The organism is Paenibacillus sp. fava2, assembly GCF_058313675.1.
On the sequence record NZ_CM177755.1, the window covers coordinates 6,435,111 to 6,461,888 of the forward strand.

Annotated in this window: 24 protein-coding genes; 3 read left to right on the plus strand and 21 right to left on the minus strand. The window is 54.4% G+C overall.

Annotated elements, in window-relative coordinates:
* Positions 1-155 precede the first annotated feature (155 nt).
* The 4 genes from AC4G46_RS28340 to deoC form a co-directional block, all read right to left on the minus strand.
* A complete protein-coding gene (locus AC4G46_RS28340) occupies positions 156-1,214 on the minus strand; it encodes a hypothetical protein (RefSeq protein WP_491125613.1) in 1,059 nt (352 codons plus the stop codon).
* Positions 1,215-1,552: 338 nt separating this feature from the next.
* On the minus strand, positions 1,553-2,845 hold the full coding sequence (locus AC4G46_RS28345; protein WP_491125614.1) for a homocysteine synthase: 1,293 nt from the start codon (positions 2,843-2,845) through the stop codon (positions 1,553-1,555).
* Between the two features lie 600 nt (positions 2,846-3,445).
* Positions 3,446-3,964 carry a GNAT family N-acetyltransferase gene (locus AC4G46_RS28350; RefSeq protein ID WP_491125615.1) on the minus strand — a complete coding sequence of 173 codons (519 nt, stop codon included), beginning with the start codon at positions 3,962-3,964 and terminating at the stop codon, positions 3,446-3,448.
* A 109-nt stretch (positions 3,965-4,073) separates the two neighbouring features.
* The gene (gene deoC, locus AC4G46_RS28355) at positions 4,074-4,751 is read right to left on the minus strand and encodes a deoxyribose-phosphate aldolase (protein ID WP_277470978.1); all 678 of its coding nucleotides are present in this window, start codon (positions 4,749-4,751) and stop codon (positions 4,074-4,076) included.
* Between the two features lie 265 nt (positions 4,752-5,016).
* Here deoC and AC4G46_RS28360 point away from each other — a divergent pair, with 265 nt between their 5' ends.
* Together AC4G46_RS28360 and AC4G46_RS28365 are read left to right on the plus strand one after the other, a co-directional pair.
* Entirely contained in the window at positions 5,017-5,358 is a 342-nt protein-coding gene (locus tag AC4G46_RS28360) for a hypothetical protein (protein WP_491125616.1), read from the plus strand.
* Between the two features lie 9 nt (positions 5,359-5,367).
* On the plus strand, positions 5,368-6,378 hold the full coding sequence (locus AC4G46_RS28365; protein WP_491125617.1) for a ketoacyl-ACP synthase III: 1,011 nt from the start codon (positions 5,368-5,370) through the stop codon (positions 6,376-6,378).
* Positions 6,379-6,565: 187 nt separating this feature from the next.
* Here the strand turns inward: AC4G46_RS28365 and AC4G46_RS28370 are convergent, their stop codons facing one another.
* The 7 genes from AC4G46_RS28370 to AC4G46_RS28400 all read right to left on the minus strand — a co-directional run bounded on the left by AC4G46_RS28370 (position 6,566) and on the right by AC4G46_RS28400 (position 15,181).
* A complete protein-coding gene (locus AC4G46_RS28370) occupies positions 6,566-7,459 on the minus strand; it encodes a hypothetical protein (RefSeq protein WP_491125618.1) in 894 nt (297 codons plus the stop codon).
* A 29-nt stretch (positions 7,460-7,488) separates the two neighbouring features.
* Complete coding sequence (locus AC4G46_RS28375) at positions 7,489-8,106, minus strand: hypothetical protein (RefSeq protein ID WP_491125619.1); 618 nt, start codon at positions 8,104-8,106, stop codon at positions 7,489-7,491.
* Positions 8,107-8,222: 116 nt separating this feature from the next.
* Positions 8,223-9,677, minus strand: coding sequence for a SulP family inorganic anion transporter (locus tag AC4G46_RS28380; protein ID WP_491125620.1), 1,455 nt, complete (start codon positions 9,675-9,677; stop codon positions 8,223-8,225).
* A 191-nt stretch (positions 9,678-9,868) separates the two neighbouring features.
* Positions 9,869-10,951, minus strand: coding sequence for a bifunctional 3-deoxy-7-phosphoheptulonate synthase/chorismate mutase (locus AC4G46_RS28385; RefSeq protein WP_068729691.1), 1,083 nt, complete (start codon positions 10,949-10,951; stop codon positions 9,869-9,871).
* Positions 10,952-11,448: 497 nt separating this feature from the next.
* A complete protein-coding gene (locus AC4G46_RS28390) occupies positions 11,449-13,740 on the minus strand; it encodes a PAS domain S-box protein (RefSeq protein WP_491125621.1) in 2,292 nt (763 codons plus the stop codon).
* 233 nt (positions 13,741-13,973) lie between these two features.
* Positions 13,974-14,372: a response regulator gene (locus AC4G46_RS28395; protein WP_491125622.1), complete on the minus strand. Its 399-nt coding sequence runs from the start codon at positions 14,370-14,372 to the stop codon at positions 13,974-13,976.
* Positions 14,373-14,506: 134 nt separating this feature from the next.
* The gene (locus AC4G46_RS28400; protein ID WP_090714556.1) at positions 14,507-15,181 is read right to left on the minus strand and encodes a Na-translocating system protein MpsC family protein; all 675 of its coding nucleotides are present in this window, start codon (positions 15,179-15,181) and stop codon (positions 14,507-14,509) included.
* 206 nt (positions 15,182-15,387) lie between these two features.
* Between AC4G46_RS28400 and AC4G46_RS28405 the strand changes: the two genes are divergently transcribed.
* Positions 15,388-15,930, plus strand: coding sequence for a glutathione peroxidase (locus AC4G46_RS28405; RefSeq protein WP_491125623.1), 543 nt, complete (start codon positions 15,388-15,390; stop codon positions 15,928-15,930).
* Positions 15,931-16,076: 146 nt separating this feature from the next.
* Here the strand turns inward: AC4G46_RS28405 and AC4G46_RS28410 are convergent, their stop codons facing one another.
* The 10 genes from AC4G46_RS28410 to AC4G46_RS28455 form a co-directional block, all read right to left on the minus strand.
* A complete protein-coding gene (locus tag AC4G46_RS28410; protein WP_491125624.1) occupies positions 16,077-16,421 on the minus strand; it encodes a 4Fe-4S binding protein in 345 nt (114 codons plus the stop codon).
* Positions 16,418-18,022 carry an FAD-binding protein gene (locus tag AC4G46_RS28415; RefSeq protein WP_491125625.1) on the minus strand — a complete coding sequence of 535 codons (1,605 nt, stop codon included), beginning with the start codon at positions 18,020-18,022 and terminating at the stop codon, positions 16,418-16,420. Before AC4G46_RS28415 ends, AC4G46_RS28410 begins: the two co-directional genes overlap by 4 nt.
* A 369-nt stretch (positions 18,023-18,391) precedes the next feature.
* Positions 18,392-19,492 carry an alpha/beta fold hydrolase gene (locus tag AC4G46_RS28420; protein WP_491125626.1) on the minus strand — a complete coding sequence of 367 codons (1,101 nt, stop codon included), beginning with the start codon at positions 19,490-19,492 and terminating at the stop codon, positions 18,392-18,394.
* Between the two features lie 24 nt (positions 19,493-19,516).
* Complete coding sequence (locus AC4G46_RS28425; RefSeq protein WP_491125627.1) at positions 19,517-20,584, minus strand: ABC transporter substrate-binding protein; 1,068 nt, start codon at positions 20,582-20,584, stop codon at positions 19,517-19,519.
* 44 nt (positions 20,585-20,628) lie between these two features.
* On the minus strand, positions 20,629-20,961 hold the full coding sequence (locus AC4G46_RS28430; RefSeq protein ID WP_491125628.1) for a 4Fe-4S binding protein: 333 nt from the start codon (positions 20,959-20,961) through the stop codon (positions 20,629-20,631).
* Positions 20,958-22,568, minus strand: coding sequence for an FAD-dependent oxidoreductase (locus AC4G46_RS28435; RefSeq protein WP_491125629.1), 1,611 nt, complete (start codon positions 22,566-22,568; stop codon positions 20,958-20,960). Before AC4G46_RS28435 ends, AC4G46_RS28430 begins: the two co-directional genes overlap by 4 nt.
* Before the next feature lie 24 nt (positions 22,569-22,592).
* Positions 22,593-23,480, minus strand: a complete 888-nt coding sequence (locus AC4G46_RS28440) for an ABC transporter permease (protein ID WP_491125630.1) — start codon at positions 23,478-23,480, stop codon at positions 22,593-22,595.
* Between the two features lie 14 nt (positions 23,481-23,494).
* Positions 23,495-24,298: an ABC transporter permease gene (locus tag AC4G46_RS28445; protein ID WP_491125631.1), complete on the minus strand. Its 804-nt coding sequence runs from the start codon at positions 24,296-24,298 to the stop codon at positions 23,495-23,497.
* Between the two features lie 92 nt (positions 24,299-24,390).
* A complete protein-coding gene (locus AC4G46_RS28450; RefSeq protein ID WP_491125632.1) occupies positions 24,391-25,167 on the minus strand; it encodes an ABC transporter ATP-binding protein in 777 nt (258 codons plus the stop codon).
* 205 nt (positions 25,168-25,372) lie between these two features.
* Entirely contained in the window at positions 25,373-26,692 is a 1,320-nt protein-coding gene (locus AC4G46_RS28455; RefSeq protein WP_491125633.1) for a PQQ-binding-like beta-propeller repeat protein, read from the minus strand.
* Positions 26,693-26,778 lie beyond the last annotated feature (86 nt).

Below are 26,778 nucleotides of genomic sequence, written 5' to 3' on the forward strand. Positions count from 1 at the left end.
AGGGTAAAACACAGCGAAACTTTTGAGCTGCCATAACGGCGTGATACTGGCAGATTTCGAGAGCTGTGTTAGCTGTATACGGGCGCTGTACTGGCTGAGTTCAGGAGCCCCGCTGGCTGTATGCAGACGGGGCAGGCAAACTCAGATATGCGAGCCTACAGCCATCCTTCGGCGGCTGTGTCAGTGTTGTCCTGCCGGGCCATCCAGGTCAGGCAGGCCGCCCGCAGCAGCGCCTCCGTCCGCTGGCCGGCGCTGCAGAAGATCCCGCTCATGCCGATCCGGTACAGATCGGCAAGCGCACCCGCCGCCGGCGCCCCGGCGGCGAGCACCACAGCCGCCGGCTTCACGCGACGCACGGCGGCAAGCGCGGCTTCCGCCGCCAGGACGAAGTCCGCGGCGGCGGGCTCCTCCGGCGCGGCAGGCTCCGCCGCGCCGTCCAGCACCAGGAAATCGGCGATGCGCGCGATTTCCCCCGCGGCGGCGGGCGGCATACCGGGGGCGATACGCGCCCCGATGCTGCACGCCGCCGCGTAAGCGTGGCCGAGGGTCTGCTCGGCCACGTCCTCGATGAATTCGCGCTGCACCGCGAATTCGGCACTGCTGGTGGGGTACGGCGCCAGCAGATCGATGCGGCTGTCGCTGCCCAGCCGCTGGTTCGCCGCCACGGCGGCGAAAAGGGCTTCGAGCTGCACGTCCTGCAGCTCCTTCAGCTTGCCGGGCCGGACTGCCAGCTCCAGCGTGTGCAGTAATGTAACGGCGGCCCAGATGCTGTCCGCCGATTCCAGCAGGGCAGCGGACGCAGCCCGCAGCCGGTAATAAATGCGCTGCAGGGTACGCTCGGCCTGCAGCGCATCCTCGCTATACAGCCAGCATTCATATAATCCGGCCAGCTCCGGCGTTTGAAGCCATTCCTCACTCCGGATCAGGCATGGGCCAGCCGGGAAGGCACCGGATTCATCCCGCAGCAGAGGCCGCTCTCCCTGCCCCTCACGCAATACCAGGAAGGCAGGGCGCTCTCCGGTCCGCCTCAGATAGGCACGGCCGGACGGTTCCGCCCCCCTGCCCTCCTGTTCTGCGGTGATAAACTCCGCGGCCGCGGAAGCTACAGATGCAGCCTGGCTCATCTCCACTCCTAGCGCCCGGTCAGCAGCACTATACTTGAACGGGCGCTCCCCATTATCGCGATTGTGATCCTGCTGTCGTTCACCCTTCATCACCGCACCCACCTTTTTTGGCTTTGGATTGCTGCCGGATGTGTCCTGCAGATCCGTGCTGTTTCCGGCATTTAACATTTCTACATCTTATAAATACTGGAGCAGCACCGGAAATATGCAAGCGGTCTCAACTTACAGGCATACCGCAACAGGTTCCCGGTGCAATAAAGATAATCAGCGGGCATTAGAGTGATCTGAGTTTTCTGGCAACACCAAGCTTTGTACAGCCGTAGACAACAAAAAAGGTCTCTGCCGCCTTCCCTCATTCAGCCTTAATCTAGGCTGAACAAAGGCGAGTACGGTAGAGACCCTGCCTAATAGCGCAAATTGATTTTGTCTTACTGCTGGCTTGCAGCGATAGCCTGCTCCAGATCATGCAGGATGTCATCGATTGCTTCCGTACCGATCGACAGGCGCAGAAGCTCCGGTTTAACGCCTGCGGCTGTCTGTTCTTCAGCGGACAACTGCTGGTGGGTAGTGCTTGCAGGATGAATGATCAGCGATTTGGAATCGCCGACATTAGCCAGGTGGGAGAACAGCTTCACATTCTCAATCAGCTTCACGCCAGCGGCAGTGCCGCCTTTAATACCAAAGGTGAGGATGGCCCCCTGGCCCTTAGGCAAATATTTCTGCGCAAGCGCGTAGGAAGGATGGCTCGGAAGACCGGCATAGCTGACCCACTCTACATCTTTATGGTTTTCCAGGAACTGCGCCACTTGGAGTGCATTCTGGCTGTGGCGTTCCAGTCTCAGATGCAGCGTTTCAAGCCCCTGCAGAAGCAGCCATGAGTTAAACGGTGAAATCGCCGCTCCCAGATCACGCAGCAGCTGGACGCGCGCTTTGATGATATAAGCAATCGGTCCTACCGCTTCCGTGTACACGACCCCGTGATAGCTTGGGTCCGGTTCGGTCAGGCCCGGGAATTTGCCGCTTGCCTTCCAGTCAAATTTACCGCCGTCAACGATAATGCCGCCGATTGAAGTGCCGTGTCCGCCGATAAATTTGGTGGCCGAATGGACTACGATATCTGCCCCGTGCTCAATCGGACGCAGCAGGTACGGGCTTGGGAATGTATTGTCAACAATCAGCGGAATGCCATGCTCATGGGCAATTGCTGCAACAGCTTCAATGTCCAGCACATTCCCCTGCGGATTACCGATTGTCTCGGCATAAAGTGCCTTAGTCTTATCCGTAATGGCAGCGCGGAAATTTTCCGGGTTATCGGAGTCCACGAACTTGACCTTAATTCCAAGCTTAGGCAGAGTGGTTGAGAACAGATTATACGTTCCGCCATACAGGCTCGCTGAGGATACAATCTCATCGCCCGCACCGGCAATATTCAAAATCGAGAAGGAAATAGCCGCCTGTCCGGAAGCCGTCGCGAGCGCGCCTGCGCCGCCTTCAAGTGCTGCAATCCGCTGCTCGAACACATCAGTAGTCGGATTCATCAGACGCGTATAAATATTGCCGAACTCCTTCAGTGCAAACAGGTTGGCAGCATGCTCGGCATCCCGGAAACCATAGGAAGTGGTCTGATAAAGCGGTACTGCACGCGATAGTGTAGTGGGATCAATCTCCTGGCCGGCATGAACAGCCAAAGTTTCGAACGACAGCTTGCGGTCTTCTGACATTGGTATTTCCTCCCCTGTTATCATTGGTGGCAAACATTAACAATTAAGAATTGTAACTATTCTCTCACAAATGATGTTATTTGGGAAGTAAAAATTCTCATTAATCCGGTATGTTTTATTATATTTATAAAAACATCCGTTCTAACCGTACTCTTCCCTCCAGATTAGCTTAAATCAGCACGAAAGTACACGCTTACATTTTGTTGTTGGATCATTCCATCTACTGACAATCACCATAACTGCAGTTCGTACCACTAATTATGCTATGTTTCTTCATACTCACGCCTTACTGTATTTGATACAACTAAATCAGCCTTAACAACCCCACATCAACCCAACCGGGCTCAATTAGCTGCATAAACTGCAGTTATAGCTAACAATCGTTAGAAATTAACCGTATTAAGTGTACAACATACAACTATGTGTGTAGTAAACATAAACGTATGGCTGTACCTCCCGGCTTAGCTCCCTGCTGCTGTCAGTTCACCGGCCGCCTCCGATCTAACTTCCGTAACCTGCAGCTCATCAGCCGCCTGTCCACAGCTCACTCACGCCATTCTGCCCTATTTCCCCCAGGCACTCCACCTGCGGATCCCCTGATTATTTTCTTACCTTAGGCTTCGGCAAAAAATAATACACCAGGCCGTCCACAAGCTCCTCCTTGCGCTGAAACCCCAGCCGCTCCAGCAGCCGGGCAGAGCGCTCATTTGCCGGATCGGCAGTTGCCTCAATCAGCTCCAGCTCCATTTGTTCAAAGCCCACCCGGAGCACCTGTGTTATAGCTTCTGTCATCAGCCCCCGGCCCCACCAGGCTGCAGACAGATCGTAGCCGATTTCTGCCCTGGCCTGCATGCCGGTTACCCAGCAGTGAAAACCGCAGGTTCCTGCCAGCTGCCCGCTTGCCTTATCAAAGAGTCCCCAGCGGCAGCCGGAATCCTCGGTGTGAAACCGGATAATCTCTGATGCCTCCGCCATATCCTTGCATGGGGGAATGTCCATGTACCGCGTAACCTCTTCATCCGCAAAATGCCGGAACACCGCCGCACTGTCGCTTTCTTTTAACACCCTTATGTATAACCGCTCCGTCTCCAGCTCAGGAAAAGCAAATTTCCCCTCCACCAGCCTTCCTCCTGTCACTCCATCTTTTACAATCCCATATATGCAAAAAAGCAGAGGAACAGCAATTCTTGATGTTCCCCTGCTTGTCCTGCTGCTATAAACCAGCCTGTTAGTAGCTGCTCTGGCTCTGTTCACCCTTGGCAATGGCTACCCCGCCGCTTGTTCCGATCCGGGTTGCGCCAGCTCCGATCATGATCAGCGCGTCTTCGCTGCTGCGTACGCCGCCGGAAGCTTTTACGCCGATGTCAGGACCTACCGTTGCACGCATGAGAGCGATGTCTTCCTTCGTTGCTCCGCCTGTTGAGAAGCCTGTCGAAGTTTTCACGAAATCTGCACCTGCTTCTACAGCAAGCTTGCAGGCGCGAACCTTTTCTTCTTCGCTCAGGAGGCAAGTCTCGATAATGACTTTGGTCAGCGCTTTGCCGCGTGCCGCCTCAACAACAGCTGCGATATCACGCTGCACCAGCTCGTCGTCCCCGTCCTTCAAAGCACCGATGTTGATGACCATATCTACTTCGCCAGCACCGTTTGCAATGGCATTGGTTGTTTCAAAAGCTTTGGTCTCCGGAGTTGAAGCTCCCAGCGGGAAGCCGATTACGGTGCATACTTTTACTTCAGGAGTATCCTTCAGCACTTCATGGGCTACCGCCACCCACGCCGGGTTGACGCAGACGGACGCAAATTTGTAGGTTTTGGCTTCTTCCGCCAGCTTGATGATATCTTCTTTGCGGGCATCCGCTTTGAGCAGCGTATGATCTATGATCCGGGATATTGTGTTCTCACTCATTGTTAATTCCTCCATGGTTGTAGATGTTCTCACACCTTGTAATCATACCAATAGTGGCCTGCTTTGGAAAGCAAAAGGGCAACCGGCAGCCTTCCCGGCAGCTTAACGGCATAAAATTTACATCCTATTTATTAATATTAAAAAAATAAAAAGGTTAAATATGAAAAATATCCCTTATCAAAACAGTTGCAATCGTTATAATAAATGAGTAATTATGAATACCTTTTTTTAACATTTATCTAGTGATAAGGAGATGTTTGGACAGATGGGAAGCTTTAATTTTGCAACAAATTCCGCAGAAGCTATTCTAAATGTACAAGTGGAAGGAACAATGTCGGAGGAGGATGCCGGACGTTTTATCCAGGAATACAATCAGATTGTGAGCCAGTTCGATCCTTCCCGGTACGACATTATGCTGGATTGCACCAAGCTGAATGTCTCCACTGCTGATGTGCTGCCTATGCTGGAGCAGTGCTATCTTTTGTATCAGCAGTCCGGCTTCAAAAAGGTGATCTTTACCATCACCAAGAGCCCGATCCTCAAAATGCAGCTCAGCCGGGTCGCCCGCAGCACCAAACTTGAAAATTACGAAATTATCGAAGTGTAGGTGAAGCTCATGGATCATACCGGAGACAATATCAGAATTTGCAATGCCGCTTATTATCATCCGCAGCATGTGGTAGACAATGATTATTACTTGGAGCACTTCGCCGCTCTAGGCAAGGATATCAAGAGGTTTCTGGAAATGATGGGCCGTGAGCACAGGTATATTATTAAGGACGAACATGAGAATGCTTTAACGATGGGCTATGAAGCAGCACAAAAGGCACTGGCTGATGCCGGGCTGCAGGGTGAGGATCTCGATATGATCGTATTCGCCTCACAGACACCGGAATACACTTACCCGACCAATGCCTTGCTGCTGCATCACCGGCTCGGCGGTAAGCACCGCGCTATTACATTCGATTCCAATGCCAACTGTGCAGGGATGGTAACCGCTGTCGAGCAGGCCAGCCGCTATATGCAGGCTAACCGCAGCATCCGCTACGCGCTGATTGTCGGCAGCGACTACAGCTCCATTAACTGCAGGACAGACGATGAGATTACATATCCCAATTTCGGGGATGCCGCCGCGGCTATCATTCTGGAGCGGACCCCGGAAGCTTCGGGCTTCAAGGACTCAATATATTATACCGATTCTGCAATCTGGGAGAGCATTACCTTTCCGGCCTGCGGACTGTCCGGCATTTACCGGGAGGGCATAACGCAGGATGATATCAAGCTCCGCTGGAATCCTTTTGACGGTTCCGTATGTGTTGAAGCAGCGGTTAATGACATTAAGGAACTGCTCGACAGGAACGGTCTTGCCGCCGGAGATATTTCCGCGTTTTGCCTTTCGCAGTTTTCGCTGAAGAATATCGAGCTGATCCAAAAAGGCCTCGGCCTGGAAGCTGAGACTGAAAGGTTTATCTATATTGGCGGCGAGTTCGGTTATACAGCTACCAGCAGCCCGTTCATCGCATTTCAGCGCGGGGTGGAGGAAGGACGGATTCAGCGCGGGGATCACATTATCTTCTGGTCTGTAGGGGCCGGCTGGCAGATTCCTACAATGTTATATCAATACTGATTCAGCAAATCGGACAAGCCTGCCGATGCAGCTGTTTATAGAGCCTTGCCCGGAGATCAACTTGCGGGCAGGGCTCTCTTTTCTATAGATATAGATGCCCGGTGCCTTCTCCTGGCCCACGATATGCGGCGCTTCAGCCCCGATCCGCCCAGAAAAATAAGACCTCTGGCAGCATACCACCTGCTGCCTATGGAGTCTGCAGGATCAGGCCTTCGGAAGTAAGCCGGTATTCCTCTGCTGCGGATTCACCCAAATCAGCGGCTTCATAGATCAGATCGTCCCTCAGCACCACGGAATCCGCCTGCAGGGCATCATTTAGATAAGCCTCCTCGGCATGTCCGTCATGCCAGCGGTACACATATGCAGCCATGGGCGTACCGTGAGCAGACACCACTTCAATACTTCCATCCCGGTCAACATCAGCTTCTCGGGTATGCCCGGTGTCCACCTGCAGGATTCCCGCCGGTATTCCGGCTTTATCTATCGTGTAGTAACTGCTGAGCGTTGAGTTGGCACCCAGCCCTCCGGTGATTTTTATAGCTATACCGATAAAGGCACTAACCGCTGCTGCATTCAGATCCTCCGCTTTACGGTAATTATAGGTACCGGCCGGACCGAGGCTGTAATGGGCTGCAGATGTCCTGAGGTCAGCATACACATAGTCCTCATCTCCCGGAAGGGTATAAAAAATGATTTCGGTTCCGCCAAAATCACTCATCCGCTGCACTGACACCCTCTGCGCGTCTGCAGGCATGCCTGTCGAGGCTTCGGCCTGCGGCGGCAGCTTTGCCTCCTGCCAGTCCAGGGTGATGATAGCTTTCAGCTGCGTATGGTCCGTGGACAGAGCGGGCGTGGTTACTGTTGCCTGCTCCGCAGCTGCAGGTATGGATGGCTCAGCAGCGGGAGTGGATGATAGCCCACTGGGAATGGACGCCGGGGGATCAGTGGCGGGTAACGAGGCCGTGTTAACAGGCCCTTTAACAGGAGACTGTTCTCTATCATTACTGCCGGAAAATCCGCATCCTGTGGTGAGAAGGGACAGTGCGGCCAGCAGCGCTGCCGCTTTTGGAATGATGTTCATCGGTTGACACCTCTGGCTTAGTAGAATTATTACTTAAAAGTATAAGTATCCCACCGCCGGCAAAGGTAACGATATAGATGCCTTGCGACTACAATGTTGTTGCATTTCCGGCTGCAGCCATTAATACAAACATATCTAACACCAAGAAATACTTTTAAACACCTGTTCATTTCACACATTTCGCCCATTCGGCTCCATGAGGCGAAATCAGAGGCATTTTTGCCCTTCATTTGGCCCATTTGGCTCCGCAGGCCGAAATCAGGGGCATTTTTGCTCTTCATTTGGCCCATTCGGCTCCGCAGGCCGATTTCAAAGGCATTTTTGCCCTTCATTTCGCCCATTCGGCTCCGTGAGGCGAAATCAAAGGCATTTTTGCCCTTCATTTGTTCCATTCGGCTCCATGAGGCGAAATCAGAGGCATTTTTGCCCTTCATTTGGCCCATTCGGCTCCGCAGGCCAAAATCAAAGGCATTTTTGCCCTTCATTTCGCCCATTCGGCTCCGCAGGCCGATTTCAAAGGCATTTTTGCCCTTCATTTGGCCCATTCGGCTCCGTGAGGCGAAATCAGAGGCATTTTTGTCCTTCATTTGGCCCATTTGGCTCCGCAGGCCGAAATCAGGGGCATTTTTGCCCTTCATTTGTTCCATTCGGCTCCACCCACGCTGGCGCGGGGAGCAACGGAACCTGAATCCCAAGCTGGCATAAACAAAAAAACAGCTCTCTCCGCAGAGAAAGCTGTCTGTCCTGATATTATTTCCCCCGGTTAAGCATGTCCTCCGGACAAGCCAAGCCCGATGCGGTCAATGAGCTGTGTGCTTTGTTCGTTTAAGCCGGTAATGGTTACTTTTTTGCCCAAAGCCTCATATCTGCTGATGGTTTTGGCAATCGCTCCGGCGGCTGACTGATCCCATACATGGGAGTGGCTAAAGTCGATGACAATCTGCTCCGGATCGGCCTCATAATTGAACTCTTGAACAAAATGACTGGTCGTTCCAAAGAACAGCTGTCCCGTGACTGTATAAGTAACGGTATATCCGGCCGTATGGGCGTTCAGGCTGATTGAAGCCATTTTCCAGGCAAAGGAAAGTGCGCTTAGCAGAACACCGAACAGTACGCCGATCGACAAATTATCTGTAGCCACTACTGTCACTACCGTAACGATCATCACCAGGGCGTCCGCACGCGGAACGCGGGCCAGCGAGGTTAAAGAGCTCCATTCAAAGGTGCTGACGCACACCATAATCATGACTCCTACCAGTGCACCCATCGGAATCTGCTTGACCACATCCCCGAGCACAAGAATCAGAATCAGCAGGAAAACCCCGGATACAAAGGTGGACAGGCGGGTCCGTCCGCCCGATTTCATATTGACCATAGACTGGCCGATCATTGCACAGCCTGCCATACCGCCGAAGAAGCCGGTGACGATATTCGCCAGCCCCTGGCCTTTGGCCTCGCGGTTCTTATCGCTTGGAGTGCCGGTAATATCATCGATCAGCGTTGCCGTCATCAGCGATTCAAGCAGCCCGACTACGGCGAGCGACAAGGAATACGGCAGGATCGTCAGCAGCATGTCCAGCGTAAGCGGCAGCTGCGGGAGATGGAAAAGCGGAAGGGCCGAGGTGATCTCCCCCATATCCCCTACCCGTTTCACATCAAGGTCAAGCACAATACTGAGCACCGATACAATAATGATAGCCACAAGCGCTGAAGGCACCGCCTTCGTGAAACGCGGCACCGTGTAGATAATAACCAGTGTCAGTGCTACCAGAGCATACATCACCCAGCCCTGCCCCTCAAAATGTACAAGCTGGGCCATAAAGATCAGGATCGCCAGCGCGTTGACAAAGCCGGTCATGACCGGCTGCGGCAGGAAGGTAATGAACCTGCCCAGCTTCAGCATGCCCATCAGAACCTGAAAGATTCCGCAGAGAATCGTCGCCGCGAACAGGTACTCGATGCCGTGATTCAGCACAAGGCTGCCGACGAGCAGAGCCATAGCTCCGGTCGCTGCCGATATCATGCCGGGCCGGCCGCCGGCGAGTGCAGTGATTACCGCAATGCAGAAGGAGGCGTACAAACCGACCATCGGGCTGACTCCGGCCAGGATCGAGAACGCGATTGCTTCCGGAATCAGCGCTATGGCCACGGTCATGCCGGACAATACATCACTTCTGGTGTTGGATAACCAGCCGTTATTCAATTGATTTTGCTTCAAAATGCTGTTTCCTCCTGTGTCTGATAAGGTTATGGGCACATCCCTCAGATGTCCCGGTCCGGTGCAACGCCAATGTTCCCCATTGTACCTGATATCCCTTAATCCTCACAAAAGTTACATATGCACCTGTAAGCGGTTGTTTTCGTCAAATTCTCACAATTCCTGCTATTTCCTCGCAAATCCGCTCATTTTTAATTTTGGCGAAACAGCCCGGAAGCCTTAACCTCGCTGAAGAAGGTGTTGAATTCCTCGATGTTCAGCTGCTGCGCCGCATCGGAGAGCGCTGTGGCCGGATCAGGATGAACCTCTACCATAATACCGTCGGCACCGGCGGCAAGCGCAGCCTTGGCACAAGGAATAAGGATATCCTTGCGTCCTGTGGAGTGAGTAACATCGACCAGAACCGGCAAATGGCTCTCCTGCTTGAGAATCGGTACTGCCGATATATCGAGTGTATTGCGCGTCCATTTCTCATAGGTGCGGATTCCGCGTTCAATCAGCATAACCTGCGTATTACCGCGTGACATAATATATTCAGCTGCATGCAGGAATTCTTCCATGGTCGCCGCAAGCCCCCGTTTCAGCAGGACCGGCTTGTTCAGCTCCCCGGCCGCCTTCAGCAGCTCGAAGTTCTGCATATTGCGTGCACCGATCTGGATAATATCCACATAGTCCAGCGCAGGCTCCAGATGCGCCGGATCAACGATTTCACTGATCGTCAGCAGGCCGTATTCATCGGCTGCTTCGCGGAGGATACGCAGTCCGTCCATGCCAAGCCCCTGGAAATCATAAGGTGAAGTCCGGGGCTTGAAGGCGCCGCCGCGCATTACCTTGATTCCGGCCTTTTGCAGTGCCGCAGCAACGGTGCGGGTCTGCTGTTCACTCTCTACCGAGCAAGGCCCGGCAACCATAACCGAGGACAGGCCGCCGATGGCAATATCCCCCGGAAGGACAATAACCGTGTCTTCCTTATGACTTTTCCGGCTGACCAGCAGGCTCTTCTTGTGCTCAGCAGACTGCAGATCCAGAGAAGCAGCGAAAATCTGTTTGAAGAGGCTGCGGATCGTTCCCGCGGTGAAAGGTCCTTTATTGCTCGCTACAAGCTTCTCCAGCATCGCTTTTTCACGTTCCGGATCGAATTTCGGCACACCCTGCTTTTCTTTTACAACGCCAATTTCCTGTACTACCTGCGCACGCTCCGAGATCAGCTCCAGCAGCTGTCCGTTAATCTCGTCCAGGCGCGCTCTCAATTCATCCAGTTCCACGTTAGTCATTTACCTTCCACTCCCTCTTGAATATTTGAATTTATGAACGCAAAAAGGCCCCCCGCCGCAAGGGACGAGGAGCCGTGGTACCACCCTTATTTAGAGACAGGTCCAATGTATGGCGGAAGAAACGGCATTGCCATTCTTCAGACCTGGACCAACTCTGTCTTACACCCGTTAACGCGGGGCACGGACCCACCTACGCATAAATGCTGCAGCAGATACTTCAGGGGCCGACTCGGAAGTGAACTTCAGTATTGAACGTCTCCTGAGGGTGCTCTCAGTCTCCGGCACACCTTCCCTGTTAAGATCCGTATATAACACTTACTCTCTTCGTCATAGTCTTTAGCTTCATATCCAGCGCATACCGCGCCGGTTTCTGCTATCTTAATCAAAATGTGTACAGGATGCAATGGTTTATTGCACCGTTTTGCAGCTTTAGTGCAATAAATTAACATCATCTAATGGACAGAAGCCTTTCAGAGCTGTAAGCCCCGTAAAAGTGTCTAAACTAGACCGCCTGAATCACTGAAAAATTTGCTGACCAGGTTAGTAACGGCTTCACTGCGCAGCGGTTTGCTGATATATTCGTCCATCCCAGCCTCCAGACAGAGCTCGCGGTCACCTTTAAGCGCATTGGCCGTAACTGCAATGATTACGGGCTGTCGCTCCGGAGAGAGTGACTGCCTGATGACCCGGGTGGCTTCCAGCCCGTTCATTCCCGGCATCTGCACATCCATAAAGATCAGGTCGTAGTCTGTGGTTCCTGCCAGCTGTACAACCCCCAGACCATCAGTCACAACATCTACAGCATAGCCGCGTTTCTCCAGAATTTTGCGAAGCACAATCTGATTAATCTCATTATCCTCAGCGACCAGTATCCGCAGAACCCGGCTGACCTGACCAGAGGCAGCAAGCGATGCACCCTCCTGTTCTTCAGACAGGGCGTTTTGCAGACGAAGCCTGACCGTAAACTCGAATTCTGCCCCCTGCCGCACGCTGGTATTCAAGCGGATGGACCCGCCCATCAGTTCGACCAGCTGCTTAGCAATCGCCAGCCCCAGACCTGTACCTTCATGCCGCCGGCCCATAAAGTGATCCAGCTGGACAAACGGCTCAAACAGCCGGTCCCGGAAATCCTCGGGAATCCCTATCCCGGTATCGGCTACGCTGAAATGCAGCCTGGTCTGACCTGCCTGCTGATCAAGCAGGGAGACTTTAACCGTGACACCTCCGGTGTAAGTAAACTTCACCGCATTGCCGACCAGATTAAGCAGCACCTGCTTGAGCCGGTCACTATCCCCGATGGCGGTTCCGGGTACATCAGGATCAATGTGGACCGTCATGGCCAGCCCTTTGACCTCTGCTTTGCGGTGCAACAGCTCAAACACAGAATCTATGCAGTCTTTGAGCACAAAGGGCTGCTCATGCAGCTCTGTTTTGCCTGCCTCATTCTTGGAGAAATCCAGAATATCGTTAATGATACTCAGAAGAGTGTCGCCGCTCTGCCGGATGATCTCCAGATATTCCCGCTGTACAGAGCCCTGCTCACTGATATCAAGCAGCAGATCTGTCATCCCGATCACACCGTTCATCGGCGTACGGATTTCATGGCTCATCATCGCCAGGAATTCACTCTTGGCCCGGTTCGTGCTCTCCGCCGTCTCCTTGGCAATCAGCAGCTTCTTCTGTTCGGTAATATCCTTAACAATAATATAGAATCCTACCTTGGCCTTATTGATAATAATGGGGGCAATGGAAGTCAGTACTTCGACGCAGTGGCCGTCCTTGTGCCAGACAACCTCGATATCCTGCTCCCTGCTGCTACTGACTCCGCTGTAGTTGAGTACTTCATCAAGCTGCTGCTCCCCTATAATTCTGGCTGCGCTCATTCCGGCCAGCTCAGGGATGGAGTAGCCTGTCAGCTGGCAGGCCTGCTCGTTGCCGTTGATGATGTTACCGCAAAGATCCAGTGAAATGATTGCATCATGATTATATTTTTTGAGTGAGGTATAGCGCTCGATCGATTCCTGAAGCTTCTGTTCTACGTTTTTACGCTCTGTAATGTCCCGGCCTACGGCGAGCAAGCCCGGGCGGTTCTGATCCTTCAGGGCGCGCAGCGTAAATTCCATCCATACGTAGCGCCCTTCACCATGAAGAATACGCAGCTGTATCCTCTCTATCTCCTCCGATTGCAGACCTCCAAGGCTGCTGAGCGGGGCAAGATCATCCGGGTGAATGAGACTGCTTATATCGCGGCCGGTCAACTGTTCAGGCTCATAACCAAGCACCTCACGGACCGACGGCGAGCAATACCGGCAGATCTGATCCGGTGTGGCGTAGTAGACGATGTCCCTCATATTAACTGCAACCAGCCGGTACAGCTCATCCCCGGAAGCATAGCCGCCCGGTACAGTTGTATCCTCTTTTCGCTCTGTCAGATGAACAATATAATATAGCGCAGCACCGCTGGACGGATCGCTGATGAGCATAATATGCAGAAGCAGCGGGATTACCCGTCCATGCGCGTCGATCATCTCGACTCCACTTTCAAAAAAGGGAACCCCGCTTGACTGGAGAGCCCTCATTTTCCCGCTATATATCTCCACAGAATCCTTGAATAAACACTCCCTGATATCATGCCCCAGCAGCTGTTTTTCTGTGTACCCCAACAGTGAGGTTACTTCCGGACTGATGCTTGTCCATTTTTGCTCAACAGAAAGAAAGGCTGCCCCGACAGTACCCTCCTGATACGCCTGCCCCAAGTGGGAAAACGCTTCTGGATGATGTCTGACCATCTGATCCACCGCCCGTTTGTGGAGTAATAAAAACAATTCGAGTTATTAAAATCTGTAATATTAATATCTTGCATCTACGGGCGAAAGTCAAATGCTGTTATCAGGAAAAAAACACCAGATTTTCCCGCAAAAAAGGGACTGCACAGCACTTCACTTCTTTTTGCTGACAAACCGACCATCAGACGGAGCTCTCCCCAGCTCTCTACCATGGATATTACCTATCAATTTCTGCCCTATGGAGTATAGGGGCCTCCGGTTAACAGCTCTTTTACGGTACGCGTAAAGACTTTAACCTGGAACGGTTTTGTAAGATAAGCAGCAAAGCCAAGCGATCTGGCCTGCTCAATATCCGAATGCAGCGCAAAAGCACTGATGGCCATAACGGGTATCCGGCCTGTACGTTCATTAGACCTTAACCTTTCCATGGCCTCATAGCCGTTCATACCGGGTAAGCCGATATCCATAATAATCAGATCCGGCAGCTGACGGGCTGCAATTTCCAGTCCATGCTCGGCCGTTTCGGCTTTCAGCAGCAATACGGAGGGCAGATGTTTTTTGAAGATATGATGCATTAACGCCATATTCAGCTCATTATCTTCCACGTACAGCACGCTCTGCTGATACTCCTCCATTTGCTGAATCCCCCCAAAAAATTACTGTCCACCATTCATAAAAAGAGAAAAAGCCGAAGAAAGGGACCTATCCCCCTTCTTCGGCTCATGTTCGGCTCATTCTCATGTCCGACTCATTTCCGCCCATATATTGTTTAGTGAAACGTATATGCGATCACACTTGTGTCTTTATCAAAATCCCAATCCACATAAATATCGGACAGCTCCTTGCCCAGCATAGGCGCAATCGTGGTGGTGTCTTCCAGATAGCGTTTTTCCATCTTTCGCTTGGTCGTTTTGAGTGTATTCTCATAGCCAAGGCCAATCAGTTCCTTCTCCAGAGGAATCAGAATGCCCTCGCGCTTGATGATCAGAATACGGGTTCCCAGCCACCAGGAATCGGTAAACTCGGGTTCCTTCTGCACCTTTCGGCTTACTTCATTAATCTGGGCATGTACCTCTTCACGTCCGGCATAATGATCACAGGCCACTCCGTCGTTTTTGAGGAGCGCAACAATCATCCCGGAAGCGTTATGTATACCCCAATCATAAAAAATCTCACTGACCTCAATAGCCATCGTTTCCTTCAGGTAAGCCGAGAGCTCGGGAAGCAGGGATTTCATTAAAAGCTCCCGTGTGTAACGGAAAGCCTGCTCTTCTTCTTTGTTCAGCAGAAACCGCTCTACAGGCCCGATAAAATTCCGGATATGCAGCGCGATGCACTGCGGCCCGATGGAAGCATGTATTGATTCGGGGCCTTTTCCGAAACGTTCTCTGAGTAATCTTCCTGTAAAACTGGAAAGTTGGCTAGTAAGTTCTGTAGTGCTCATCAAATTTCCTCCAGCAATATATTCTTTTAAATAACCGGGGAGACGCTCCGCCTGCTGAAGAAACGGTCCGTTCACCTTAGTATAAGCTTAACAGCCTGCTTCGTACATAAAAAATTCAACAAACGGTTTGACACACTTGATTTAATTGTATACAATTAAATTTATAAAAATCATTAATATGCAATTCCGGGAGGCTGAAGCTGCCAATGAGTATTTATACATACACTGCCCGCAACATCCGCGGGAAAGAAATTAGCCTTGAGCAATACAAGGGAAAAGTCCTGCTGATTGTCAATACCGCCAGCAAATGCGGGTTCACCCCGCAATACTCTGACCTGCAGAAGCTCTATGAGAAGTTCCAGGACCGCGGCTTCCAGATTCTCGGGTTTCCAAGCAACCAGTTCGGTGAAGAGCCCGGCTCCAATGAAGAGGTGGATGTCTTCTGCCAGATTAACTACGGGGTTAGCTTTCCCCTCTTTGAAAAAATTGATGTCAAAGGACTAGACAAGCATCCGTTATTCAGCTATCTGACCACTGAGGCAGGCTTTGACGGCTTCGATCCGGATCACTCCGGCAGCAGGCTGCTGCAGAAAATGCTGGAGGAACGGGACCCTTCTTCCCTTACGGATGATGAAATAAAGTGGAACTTCACCAAATTCCTGATTGACCGCGAAGGCAATGTAGTAAAGCGGTTTGAGTCTCCGGTTGATCCGCTGGATATCGAGCCGGCTGTAGAGGAATTGCTGTAGGGTTTAATTGTAGACTATTGAGACGACATGAATAGGGTGTTCCCAAGCCGCAGAAGGAACTGGCTTACGGAACACCCTATTTGTAGTGAACGGCTACGCGGTACTACAACCAATGACAATACGGAAAAAGCATCTCCTCCAGTCCCTTATTGGCCCCTGTAAGCCTCAGTGAACACCTCAAAGAAAGGCGTCGTATCCCGCTCTGCCATCGTATCCTCTGACCCCGGATTCCAGCCGATCTCCGCCCGCCAGCTGCCGAGCAGCCCGGAGGCAATCAGCTCCTGTTCGTCAACCTGAACGGACACCTCGCCTTGGGGCGCTACGTAAAGCGCGTCCACAGGACAATAGGCTTCACACATGAAGCAGGTCTGACAGTCCTCCTGGCGGGCGATGACAGCAAGCTTGCCCTGCATGTCAAAAACATTCGTCGGGCAAACCTTTACACACAGCTTGCAGCCGATGCAGCGGTCCTTGCTGACCAGTTCAATCATATCGCCCGCTCCTCTCTCGGTGCCTGCAGCTCACGGGCATGCGGTACCTGCTCTGTACTTGTTCTGATCTGAGCGATGCCCGAGAGGATCAGCCGGTGGGTCTGGCGCGGGTCCAGCGCCGGATATTCTTCCAGCCGCTGCAGCCCCCGGGTCTCTTTCCGGGCCAGTGCAGCGGTATAGATCCAGCGGCCGGCCTGCAGCATGGCCGCCGCTTCGCGGGACTGCACGATGCCCTGTACCGTGGCCGGCGGGCGGCCGGTGATATAGGGCATCAGGCTATCCAGCCGCTGCAGCGCGGCGGCTACCCCAGGCTCGCTGCGGAAGTAATTGATCCGCAGCGGCAGGATCTCCTGCTGGACCGCCGCGATCAGCGGCTTCGGGTCCAGCGTCCCGCTTGCCTCGGCTCCGCCGGCAAGCCCCATACGGCCGGCGGCGCGCAGCTGCCGGCTGTCCGCCCGGCGCGTCTGCGACAGCGCGTGCCGGGCGGCTCCCTGGCCAGCCCAGCTGCCGCTGCAGATGGCCCAGGAAGCGTTGTAGGCGCCGCCGCCGGAGATGGCGCCGGTGACCTTCTCGCGGGAGGCGGCATCTCCCGCGGCATACAGGCCCGGCACCGTGGTGCTGCAGTCGGCGCCGGTCAGGCGCAGGCCGCCCGTGCCGCGCATCGTGCCTTCATAGCGGAGCGTGAGCGGGAATTTATCCTTAAACGGATTAATGCCCGCCCGCTCCAGCGGCATGAAAAAGATCGGATGGGCGTTCCGCAGAAACTGCTGCTTCGCCTCCGTGTCGGCCAGGTCCAGTGAAGCATAGACCGGCCCTTTCAGCATCAGCTCCGGAATGCTGCCGAAGGTGCGGTCCCCGCGGTGCAGCGGATTACCCGCCGCATCATACAGCGTTGCCCAGGCCAGCATCCGCCCGCGCGTCACCGTGCCGTCCGCAAAGCTCGGGGCATACTGCCTGGTGAATTCCATACCCGATAGTTCAGCCCCTGTCTCGGCCGACATCAGCAGGCCTTCGCCGGTAAGCACGTTGCAGCCCAGGCCCTTGCTCAGAAAAGCGCAGCCGCCTGTAGCCACAACCACCGCATTGGCCCGCACCTCCCAGGTCTCCCCAGTCAGGCGGTTAATGCCGCGGGCTCCGCCGACGCCATGCTTGTCATGCAGCAGCTCCAGCGCAGGAGACTGATCCAGAATGCTTACACCCGCCCTTCGCACAACCCGGCGCATAATCTTCATGTACTCCGGGCCATGCAGATGGGTCCGGAGCGGATTACCGTTCTGATCCTTCGGAAAAGGGTAACCCCACTCCTCAATCTGCCGCAAATTCTGCTCCACCTGATCCAGCACCCGGTGTATCCAGCTGTTCTCTGACAGGTAGCCGCCTGCCCGCAGCCTGGCCTGAACCGCTGCATCCCGCAGCTCAGCCACCGGCGGAATCACCAGCAGGGTAGTCCCGCCCGGTGCTGTCGCGCCGCTTGTTCCAAGGTAGCCTTTGTCGGCAAGAATGACCTGTGCGCCTTGCGAAGCCGCATGCCATGCTGCCCATGCCCCGGCCGGGCCTCCGCCCAGCACAAGCACATCTGTTGTTGTCTGCTGCTGCGGCATAGTCTTCCTCCTTAAATACGTGATAGCTCCCGCTGTGTGTGGCATTCGCAGCCTTACTAAGTAATTTCATCCCCAAAAATAGACTCAATAGATCCCCTTGATGGCTTGATGCTCGGTAGTTCGCTGATTAGCTTGCTCTAAGAACTTTAACGTTCGCTCATCCGGCTTAGTGGATTTTCGCCAACTAATTCTCCCAGGTAGCCCGGTGGGGCAGCTTAGATGGAAAAACGCCGCTTCATTTTGCAAAATGTGCTTCAAAAGGTCCATTCGGCCCGATTTAGATGCCTTTTTTCTACCTAATGATCCACATTTCCGGATAACAGCAGAATTAAGCGGCGAAAATCCAACTAAGTTCACACCGGCTCTGCCTTAGCCGAGCTTTCCATGCAGAAACTCCAGCGTCAAAGCCAACGCTTCATTTAGTTCCGGGGTAGGTCCCTCATACGGGTCGGTCGTGTTAAAGGTATGGTCAGCACCTCTCACAACAGCATAATGGTGCTGCGGCGCCTGCTCCCGGAAAAGGGCATTCTGCTTCAGCAGGGAAGCCCGGTCCTGATCGCCCTGGACGACCAGAGCTGAGGCGGTTACCCGTCCCAGCGCCTGCTCAATATTGAACCGTTCACGGTTCAGCTCCTGATCCCGCTCCAGAATCTGCTCCTGCAGCGTCAGCTCCGGGGCGCCGTCCTGAGGTATCCGGGCCGGCGGCGAGCCGCCGTTCCAGACAACCAGGGTGGCCACCTCTGGATGCTCGGCGGCGAAAATAATATTGCCGCCGCCTGCACGGCTGTGGCCGAGAATGCCGATCCGGCCTGCATCCGCCAGCTCTGCCAGAGGCAGTCCTCCGCTCTGCAGAACGCTCAGCACCAGCTCCAGATCCTGCAGTTCGCGGGTCAGTGTAGCAGACTCTGCCGCCAGCCGCTCAGCAGTATCTGCAATGATAGCAGGCCCGGCACTCTCAGCACTCCAGGAAACTTCAGCAGGCCGGCCAGTACTTGCAATTCCGGTAGTTCCGGTAGTTCCGCCGCTTCCAGCAGTCCCTGCAACCCCGCCAGTCCTAACCGTTGCTGAAGCCTCAGCACTCCCTGCTGCTTCAGCGATCCCAGCCGCCCCTGCCCCCGCCAACCGGCGAGCAGCGATCCGCGAGAAGTTAAAGCTGACCGTGTAAAATCCGCTTTCGGCCAGCCTTGTGGCCACATCCGGCCAGAAGGCCCAGTCCTTATGCCCCCTGAAGCCGTGGCTGAGGATGACCACCGGCAATTTGACCTTGCTTTTCCCCACAACATTACCTTCATTTCTATCCCTGCTGTAACTCTCGCCTAAGCCATTACCCTCAGCCTTGCCTTCACTTTCGCCGCTAAGATCATCCCCGTCCCGGACGACATCCGAAGGAACCCTTACCTCCCCCTCCAGATACAATCTGTTCTCCAGCGGCAATCTGAAGCTCTCCACCGCTACAGTCCCGTTTCCCATAAGCTCATCCCTCCGGCTTAGACGTTATTGCAGCTGCCAGTCGCTGATGTTGAAATCCTTTTTGGCCAGCTTTTCTTCGACCAGGAAGTTTTTCGTGCCCTCCAGCAGCTTGGTGCCTTCTTCCGTGAAGGCTGTATCCTTGATATCGCTGATCGGATTCACCTGTTTGGCCAGCTCCGGCGTGGTATCGCCGATTTCGGCCAGGAACTGGTAGTATTCGTCTTCATGCTGCTTGAGATCAGCCAGCGCTTTTTCACGCGCCTCGTTCCATACCTTAGGGAAATCCGGGAATTTCTCCAGGTATTCCTCAGATACTACAGTTGCGCTGGAGCCCAGCAGGTCGGGATGCTTCGAGGCATCATCCAGATGGGTATAGCCTTCGTCAATCAGCTTCAATGCCGGAACCCCAAGGTTAGTGGTCGCATCCACATCCCCTCTGGCAAGCGCAGCGGTAGCATCCGGAATCAGCATGTGTACCAGCTTATAGTCGGTTACCCCTTCCTGCTGCAGGAGCCCTACCACGTAACGGTGCATAAATGAGCCTTTCTGGATGGCAATGGTCTTGCCCTGAAGATCCTTAACGGTCTTCGGGCCGTCCTTTTTACCAATCAGATAACCTACGGTGTGGGCCGAGGATTGCGAGATGAGCCGGGTTTTAGCTCCGGAAGCATAGGCGATAATCGCCGGTGTATCCCCGAGGCTGCCGAAATCAAGCCGGCCGCTGATCAGCGACTCCGTCTGGTCCGGTCCGTTCGGGAAGCCGGTCAGCTTCACTTCAGTGATGCCGTATTTTTTCAATTCTTCCTGAATGATCCCTTTGTAAAAGCCCCAGCCCTCCGCGCCGCCCGGCACGTTCAGCTTGTTGGAGCCGATATAGCCGAAATTCAGCACAGCCGGTGCAGTAGCCGTTGTTGTTTCGCTGCCTGCCGCCTCCGCAGTATTATCGCCGCCTGCTGCTGAAGATGCGCTGTCGCCGGAGCCGGCATTATTGCCGCACGCCTGCAGCACCAGCATGATCATGACCAGGCTTGCAAGCAGCAGCCCACGGGCACCCTTTTTCCGTCCGCTTTGAATCTCTCTGTACGATTTCATTAATGTTGTTCTCCCCTCGGTCTGATATCAAATGATTGCTATTACTAGAACCCGGCTCTGGCCGCTAATTTATACATAAAATCGTGGCTTGCCACCGGCTGTCTGCCTCTGCCCCAGCCTACCTTCTCCCTGTACCCGCCGAGCAGCCCCTGCTCTTCAAGCTCCGCCTCGGTCACACCGGTTACAGCTTCGGAATCCGGAGCAACGTACAGGGCATCGACAGGGCAATACAGCTCGCACATGAAGCAGGTCTGGCAATCGCTCTGCCGGGCGATGACGGGAATTCCGTCAGGTGCCCGGTCGAACACATTCGTCGGGCAGACGGATACACACTGGTTGCACTCTACACACCTGGCAGCGCTGATGACTTCAATCACAGTAGGACACTCTCCTTCGCAACTTCTTCTGTCTTAACCCATACCTGATCCAGTCCGCCGCTGATCAGCCGGTGATGCTGGCTGTTGTCTGTTTCCTTGTAATCCTCGCGCTTATGCATGCCTCTCGTTTCCGTACGGGCCAGTGCCGAGCTGTACATCCAGCGGGCAGTCGCCGTCATGGCTTCCGCTTCGCGGGCCTTTACACCTTCCGGCGTGCGCTGGATTTCCCGGCTGCGCTGCTCCTTCCACAGTCCGTCCAGGCGGCCAAGCGAGGAGGTCAGCCCCTGCTCCGTACGGAACAGGTTGATGTCGTACGGCTTGACTTCGTCCTGCACAGCCGAGACAAACTCCGCTGCGCGCGCCGCCGTTCCCGGCTTCACCTGCTGGTCAACCAGCGGTGAGGAGGACAGCCCGCGCGGCCTGCGGTCAGCCGCATGCTGCCCAAGTCCGGCGGCATAAGCGGCTGCGCCTTCTCCGGCAAAGGAGCCGGAGGACATGGCCCAGGCGGCATTGTGGCTGCCGCCGCCGGTGAAGCCGCCGCAGATCAGCTCGCGGGTTGCCGCATCGCCTGCAGCATACAGTCCCGGAACGCCGGTGCTGCAGTCTTCATCCGTTATGCGGATGCCGCCGGTTCCGCGCACCGTACCTTCCAGCCGCAGTGTAACCGGGAAAGCATCCTTGAACGGATTAATGCCCCGGCGGTCAAACGGCAGGAAAAAGTTCGTCTGGGCAACCCGCAGCAGCGGCTGCAGATCCTCTGAAGCACCGTCCAGCTTCGCATACACCTGGCGGCCGGCCAGCAGATTACGGGCAATGACCGAACGCCCTTTCTTGGAGCCTGCCCCCTCTACCACACTGCCGTCTTCATAATAGAAGCTTGCATAGCTGTAATAGGCTGTTTTGGTGACGGAGGAAAAGGTCGGGCAGATCGCATAGGCATTGGAGAATTCCATGCCTGACAGGCTGGCCCCGGCCTCGGCGGCGAACAGATAGCCGTCACCCGTCAGCACGTTGCAGCCCAGCGCCTTGCTCAGGAAGGCGCAGCCGCCGGTCGCGATAACCACGGCGCCCGCCTGTACGCTCCAGCCCTCTCCGCTCTGGGTCTGCACACCGGTTGCCCCGGCAACGCCATGCTCATCGGCCAGCAGCTCAAGCGCCGGACTGTGATCCAGGATCCTCACTCCCGCTTTCTTGACCAGCTTGCGCATCAGCCGCATATACTCCGGCCCCTGCAGGCTCCTGCGATACTGGTTGCCGTGCTCATCCAGCGGGAACGGGTAGCCGGAAACGCCCAGCCGGTTCATATTCTCATAGGTGCGGTCCAGCACCCGGTCCATCCAGCGGTGCTCGGCCAGCTTGCCGCCCATCGAGTAACGGCTGGCCTTGGCTTCCTCGCGCAGCTTGTCATCCGGCATCACATACCATACTCCGGTGCCTGACGGAGCAGTAGCTCCGCTGGAGCCGCAGTAGCCCTTATCGGCCAGAATAACCTTGGCCCCTTTCGCTGCTGCCGTAAGTGCAGCCCATGTACCTGCCGGACCACCGCCGATTACCAGTACATCCGCCTGCAAATTCAGAGTTCCTGTATGTCCTATCGAAAGATTCATTTACCTTCAGCCCCCTTGGTTAATTTAGCCCTGATAGCTGTCCCGCCAGTGCAGGAGCTTGCGTTCGATGACGCGGAATAAGGAATCAATCAGCTTGCCGACAATGGCGAAAATAATGATGCCCACAAAAATGACCTCAGTATTGGAGTTCTGCTTTGCCTCATTAATCAGGAACCCTACCCCGGAGGAAGAGCCGATCAGTTCGGCAACAACCAGGCCGATCCACGCTACCGCCATTGAGAGCCGCAGGCCCAGCAGAATGCCGGGCAGCGCAGCCGGCAGAATCAGCCGGTGCAGCTTCTGCAGCGGACCGAATCCAAGCACCCTGGCTACCTCAAACAGCTTGTTGTCCACACTCCGAATCCCCATAAAGGTATTGATGTACAGCGGGAAAAAGGCCCCGCTCAGAATAATGGCTACCTTCGATACCTCGCCGAAGCCGAACCAGAGAATAATCAGCGGGGCAATCGCCAGATGCGGAACCAGCCGCAGCACCTGAACACTAGGGTCAAGCAGATACTCCGCTTTGCGGAACAAGCCGGTCAATACACCAAGCAGCAGGCCAAGGACTCCGCCGATCACATAGCCGAGCCCGGCCCTGCCGATGCTCACCCCGAGGTGATGAAGCAGCTCGCCGCTGGCCGCAAGTCCGGCAAAAGCCGACAGAATCGACCAGGGTGTCGGCAAAAACTCCGGCGAGATCCAGCCCGCACTCCCGCCGAGCTGCCATAGCACAATGACCGCCGCCGGTATGGCAGCCCCGGCTGCCCAGTCGGACAAAAGCGTCTTAGTCCGAACAGAATATGACCTTTTCTGCTTGTTAGAAGCAGAAACAGGTGCGGTTCCTGTGTAATCATGCGCCTCCCTTACCGTTTTTGCTGACTTTACAACCATTTCTACCCCGTTGCTCATGCTGTACCTTCCTCCTATCCTTGATAGCTGTCCTTCCATCTCAGCAGCCGCCGTTCAATCAGACGGACAGCTGTATCGCTAAGCAGCCCTGCAGCGGCAAACACAATAATTCCGACAAATACAACCGGCGTATCGGCAAACTGGCGGGCGTCCGACATCATGTAGCCGATGCCCGAGGTGGAGGCGATCAGCTCGGCTACGACCAGTCCAAGCCAGGACAATCCCAGCGACAGGCGTACACCGAGCATAATGTTCGGTACCGCCGCCGGCAGCACCAGCCGGAGAACCTGCTGCACCCGGCTGAAGCCGAGTACCCTGGATACTTCGAACAGCTTGTTGTCTGTGCCGCGGATGCCCATAAAGGTATTAATATACACCGGGAAGAACGCGCCTTTCGCGATCAGCAGCACTTTCGATTCCTCGCCGATTCCGAACCAGAGGATAAACAGCGGTACCACTGCCAGGCTCGGAATCATCCGGATCATCTGCAGCGACGGGTCCAGCAGCCGCTCCGATCTGCGGAACAGTCCGACCAGAATGCCCAGCAGCAGCCCCAGCCCCCCGCCGAGCAGAAATCCGGAGAAGGCCCTTACTGCGCTGACCCGGAAATGGCTCCACAGATCGCCGCTTACGGCCAGTGAAAGGAACGACTGGGCGATGGTATAAGGTGTCGGAAACAGCATTTCTGACAAAATCCCGTAATCGCCCAGCAGCTGCCACACAATCAGCAGGCTTCCCGGCAGCAGCAGGCCGAGTCCGGCAATAACCGCTTTTCCGGGTTTACCGGCTGAGCCTGCGGCCACAGCCTGGTTACTCATATAAACGCCTCCTCAGATTATATATAATTCGCATTGTTTAAGTCGGATATAAGACGGCAATACTGCCTTATATTCTTATTTTAAACCTGGGTCTAGATCCCTGCCCCGTCCGTCAATTCCAGCTCATCCACCTTCTCAAAATAATTCAGCACCCTGAGGCGCAGCTCCTGAAAGGACGTAGTTGTCTTTTTGCGCGGATATGGCAGATCAACCGGCACAATTTTGCGGATTTTGCCCGGCCGCGGCTCCAGAATCACTACTCTGCCTCCCAAATACACCGCTTCATCAATATCATGCGTTACAAAAATCATCGTTGTCCTGTTCTTCCTCCAGATATCCAGCAGCACCGTCTGCATATGGGCCCGGGTAAAAGCATCCAGCGCACCAAACGGTTCATCGAGCAGCAGAATCTTCGGGTTGCGCAGCAGTGCCCGGGCAATTGCCACCCGCTGGGCCATTCCTCCCGACAGCTCACGGGGGTACGCTTTTTCAAAGCCGGTCAGCTTCACCAGCTCAATCAGCTCATCCACCTTCTGCCGGACATCCGGGCGGCTGAGCGGCAGATCCGAAGCGATGTTCTTCTCAACGGTAAGCCACGGGAACAGCCGGTGCTCCTGAAAAATAAACCCTTTGTCGATTCCCGGACCGCCGATTGCCTTCCCTTCCAGCGTTACACTGCCGGTATAGCCGGTGTCCAGTCCGGCGACAATGCGCAGCAGTGTGCTTTTGCCGCAGCCGCTCGGGCCGATCACGGTGATGAACTCCCCTTGCTGCACGTCGAGATTTACCTCATGCAGCGCCTTAACCTGGCCTCCGGCGGTATCAAAGCTTTTGTTCAGCTGCGCGATGGACAGCATTACCTCTCCCATCTCTGCTCCTCCTTCTGGTTCTGCTGGTATACAAACTGATATACAAAAAAACAGAGGGACCTCGCGCTGGATAGCACGGGCACCTCTGTCTGTACAGTCGGCCGATGTAATTCACAGTAAAACAATTTGAATTTGTGCATTTAAAATATCACCTATCTGCAGGTCTGTCAACAAAAAGACACAATATTTTGGTAACAGGGAAAGCCTATTTATTCATCTTGAGTACTGCCGGCTCTTTAAACGCCGTGATCTTTCCCTTGCTCTGGACAAGGATCATCCCGTTTTCCAGCAAGGTAGGGCCAAAGGCTCTGCCTGAGGTTTTAAGCTGCAGCACCTGGGTTCCAGTAATCAGATTGACTGCTACCAGCTGGCCGTCTGCCTTGGCAATGTACATGCCGTGACCAAGCAGATCGAAGCGGGCAATCGATGCGCCGCCGTAATAAGAGACGCCTTGACGGTTGGCTGTTTTAACCCCGTACACCGTCTCCCCATCGCTGAAAAGTATTCTTCCGTCATAAGGGCCTGCAGCATACCTCAGGTCTTTTCCGCCGCCCGCAGCTGAATAGGTAGTTTTAACTGCCTTGGCCTGATCTGCAGCTGCCGGATAAGAGTACACGGCATTGCCTTGACTAATATACAGCTGGTTACCGCTGATCCAGGCTTGCCCGCTGCTGTTGAGCGCTTCATCCGGACTGATATTTTGAGGGTTATACTCAGCTGTGCCCAGCACCTTCCCGGTCTTTGCATCCAACGTATCTAACGTAGGCAGCGCGACCATTTGCAGCAGATTGGATGTCCGCTGTGCAACCAGTGTTCCGTTTCCGGCGGCCACAGGCATGGCATAATTCCCCGCCTCCCACAGCTGCTTGCCGGTCTTCCGGTCAAAGGCATGCAGCAAGTCATACGAATAGGCGCCGGATACCGTGTCCACAGCGAGCACAAGGCCCTCCCGCACCTGAACAGGCTGCCACAGCGGCTCACTGTAATTATCCTTCCACTGCAGCTTGCCGGTTTGCAGATCATAGGCCTGAATATCATTATTCACAGCAAAAAGCTGACCCTGGTCAATCAGCAGCTGCTGCGGGTTTTTACTCGGTACAGAGGAACTCCAGCGGCTCTTGCCTGTGGACGCAGTGACCGCATGGATTGTGCCGGTCTGTGAGCTTGCATAGATGACTCCGTCCGCATACAGCAGCGGGGCACTGAGCTTCGCACCGTATTTCCAGCTCCTTTTGCCGGTCTGCACATTTAGTGCAAGCAGCTGGCCCTGCTGGATGAAATAAACCTTGCCTTCTCCGGTCACCGCAGATCCGCGGCCGGCGGCCGTGTCATCAGCCTGCACATCCATTGCGCTGGACCAGACCGTTACTGCAGCAGGCGGCTCAGCCAGACTCCCTGTGAAATTATTGTAGATATAGGAATGCTGCTGGTCAGCTGCTGCAGGCTCAGCCATATCTCCGGCAGCCAGCAGACTGATTCCAATCAGAGCGGCGAGCATCCCGGTTTTGAACTTTTTTTTCCCCATACTATAAATGCCTCCTGTAAAAAGAATACAAATCATTTCTATTATATTCCATATACACCCTCTTTTCTGTATGAATATTGTAAAAA

Bases quoted from the DNA above. Each gene is read 5' to 3' on its own strand.
- AC4G46_RS28395 (WP_491125622.1), bottom strand. From the start codon at position 14,372: ATGGAGGAGTATCAGCAGAGCGTGCTGTACGTGGAAGATAATGAGCTG.
- AC4G46_RS28390 (WP_491125621.1), bottom strand. From the start codon at position 13,740: ATGGTCAGACATCATCCAGAAGCGTTTTCCCACTTGGGGCAGGCGTAT.
- AC4G46_RS28435 (WP_491125629.1), bottom strand. From the start codon at position 22,568: ATGAATCTTTCGATAGGACATACAGGAACTCTGAATTTGCAGGCGGAT.
- AC4G46_RS28365 (WP_491125617.1), top strand. From the start codon at position 5,368: ATGGATCATACCGGAGACAATATCAGAATTTGCAATGCCGCTTATTAT.
- AC4G46_RS28450 (WP_491125632.1), bottom strand. From the start codon at position 25,167: ATGGGAGAGGTAATGCTGTCCATCGCGCAGCTGAACAAAAGCTTTGAT.
- AC4G46_RS28445 (WP_491125631.1), bottom strand. From the start codon at position 24,298: ATGAGTAACCAGGCTGTGGCCGCAGGCTCAGCCGGTAAACCCGGAAAA.
- AC4G46_RS28345 (WP_491125614.1), bottom strand. From the start codon at position 2,845: ATGTCAGAAGACCGCAAGCTGTCGTTCGAAACTTTGGCTGTTCATGCC.
- AC4G46_RS28405 (WP_491125623.1), top strand. From the start codon at position 15,388: ATGAGTATTTATACATACACTGCCCGCAACATCCGCGGGAAAGAAATT.
- AC4G46_RS28360 (WP_491125616.1), top strand. From the start codon at position 5,017: ATGGGAAGCTTTAATTTTGCAACAAATTCCGCAGAAGCTATTCTAAAT.
- AC4G46_RS28410 (WP_491125624.1), bottom strand. From the start codon at position 16,421: ATGATTGAACTGGTCAGCAAGGACCGCTGCATCGGCTGCAAGCTGTGT.
- AC4G46_RS28400 (WP_090714556.1), bottom strand. From the start codon at position 15,181: ATGAGCACTACAGAACTTACTAGCCAACTTTCCAGTTTTACAGGAAGA.
- AC4G46_RS28420 (WP_491125626.1), bottom strand. From the start codon at position 19,492: ATGGGAAACGGGACTGTAGCGGTGGAGAGCTTCAGATTGCCGCTGGAG.
- AC4G46_RS28425 (WP_491125627.1), bottom strand. From the start codon at position 20,584: ATGAAATCGTACAGAGAGATTCAAAGCGGACGGAAAAAGGGTGCCCGT.
- deoC (WP_277470978.1), bottom strand. From the start codon at position 4,751: ATGAGTGAGAACACAATATCCCGGATCATAGATCATACGCTGCTCAAA.
- AC4G46_RS28375 (WP_491125619.1), bottom strand. From the start codon at position 8,106: ATGGAACAAATGAAGGGCAAAAATGCCCCTGATTTCGGCCTGCGGAGC.
- AC4G46_RS28340 (WP_491125613.1), bottom strand. From the start codon at position 1,214: ATGAAGGGTGAACGACAGCAGGATCACAATCGCGATAATGGGGAGCGC.
- AC4G46_RS28385 (WP_068729691.1), bottom strand. From the start codon at position 10,951: ATGACTAACGTGGAACTGGATGAATTGAGAGCGCGCCTGGACGAGATT.
- AC4G46_RS28415 (WP_491125625.1), bottom strand. From the start codon at position 18,022: ATGCCGCAGCAGCAGACAACAACAGATGTGCTTGTGCTGGGCGGAGGC.
- AC4G46_RS28370 (WP_491125618.1), bottom strand. From the start codon at position 7,459: ATGAACATCATTCCAAAAGCGGCAGCGCTGCTGGCCGCACTGTCCCTT.
- AC4G46_RS28455 (WP_491125633.1), bottom strand. From the start codon at position 26,692: ATGGGGAAAAAAAAGTTCAAAACCGGGATGCTCGCCGCTCTGATTGGA.
- AC4G46_RS28440 (WP_491125630.1), bottom strand. From the start codon at position 23,480: ATGAGCAACGGGGTAGAAATGGTTGTAAAGTCAGCAAAAACGGTAAGG.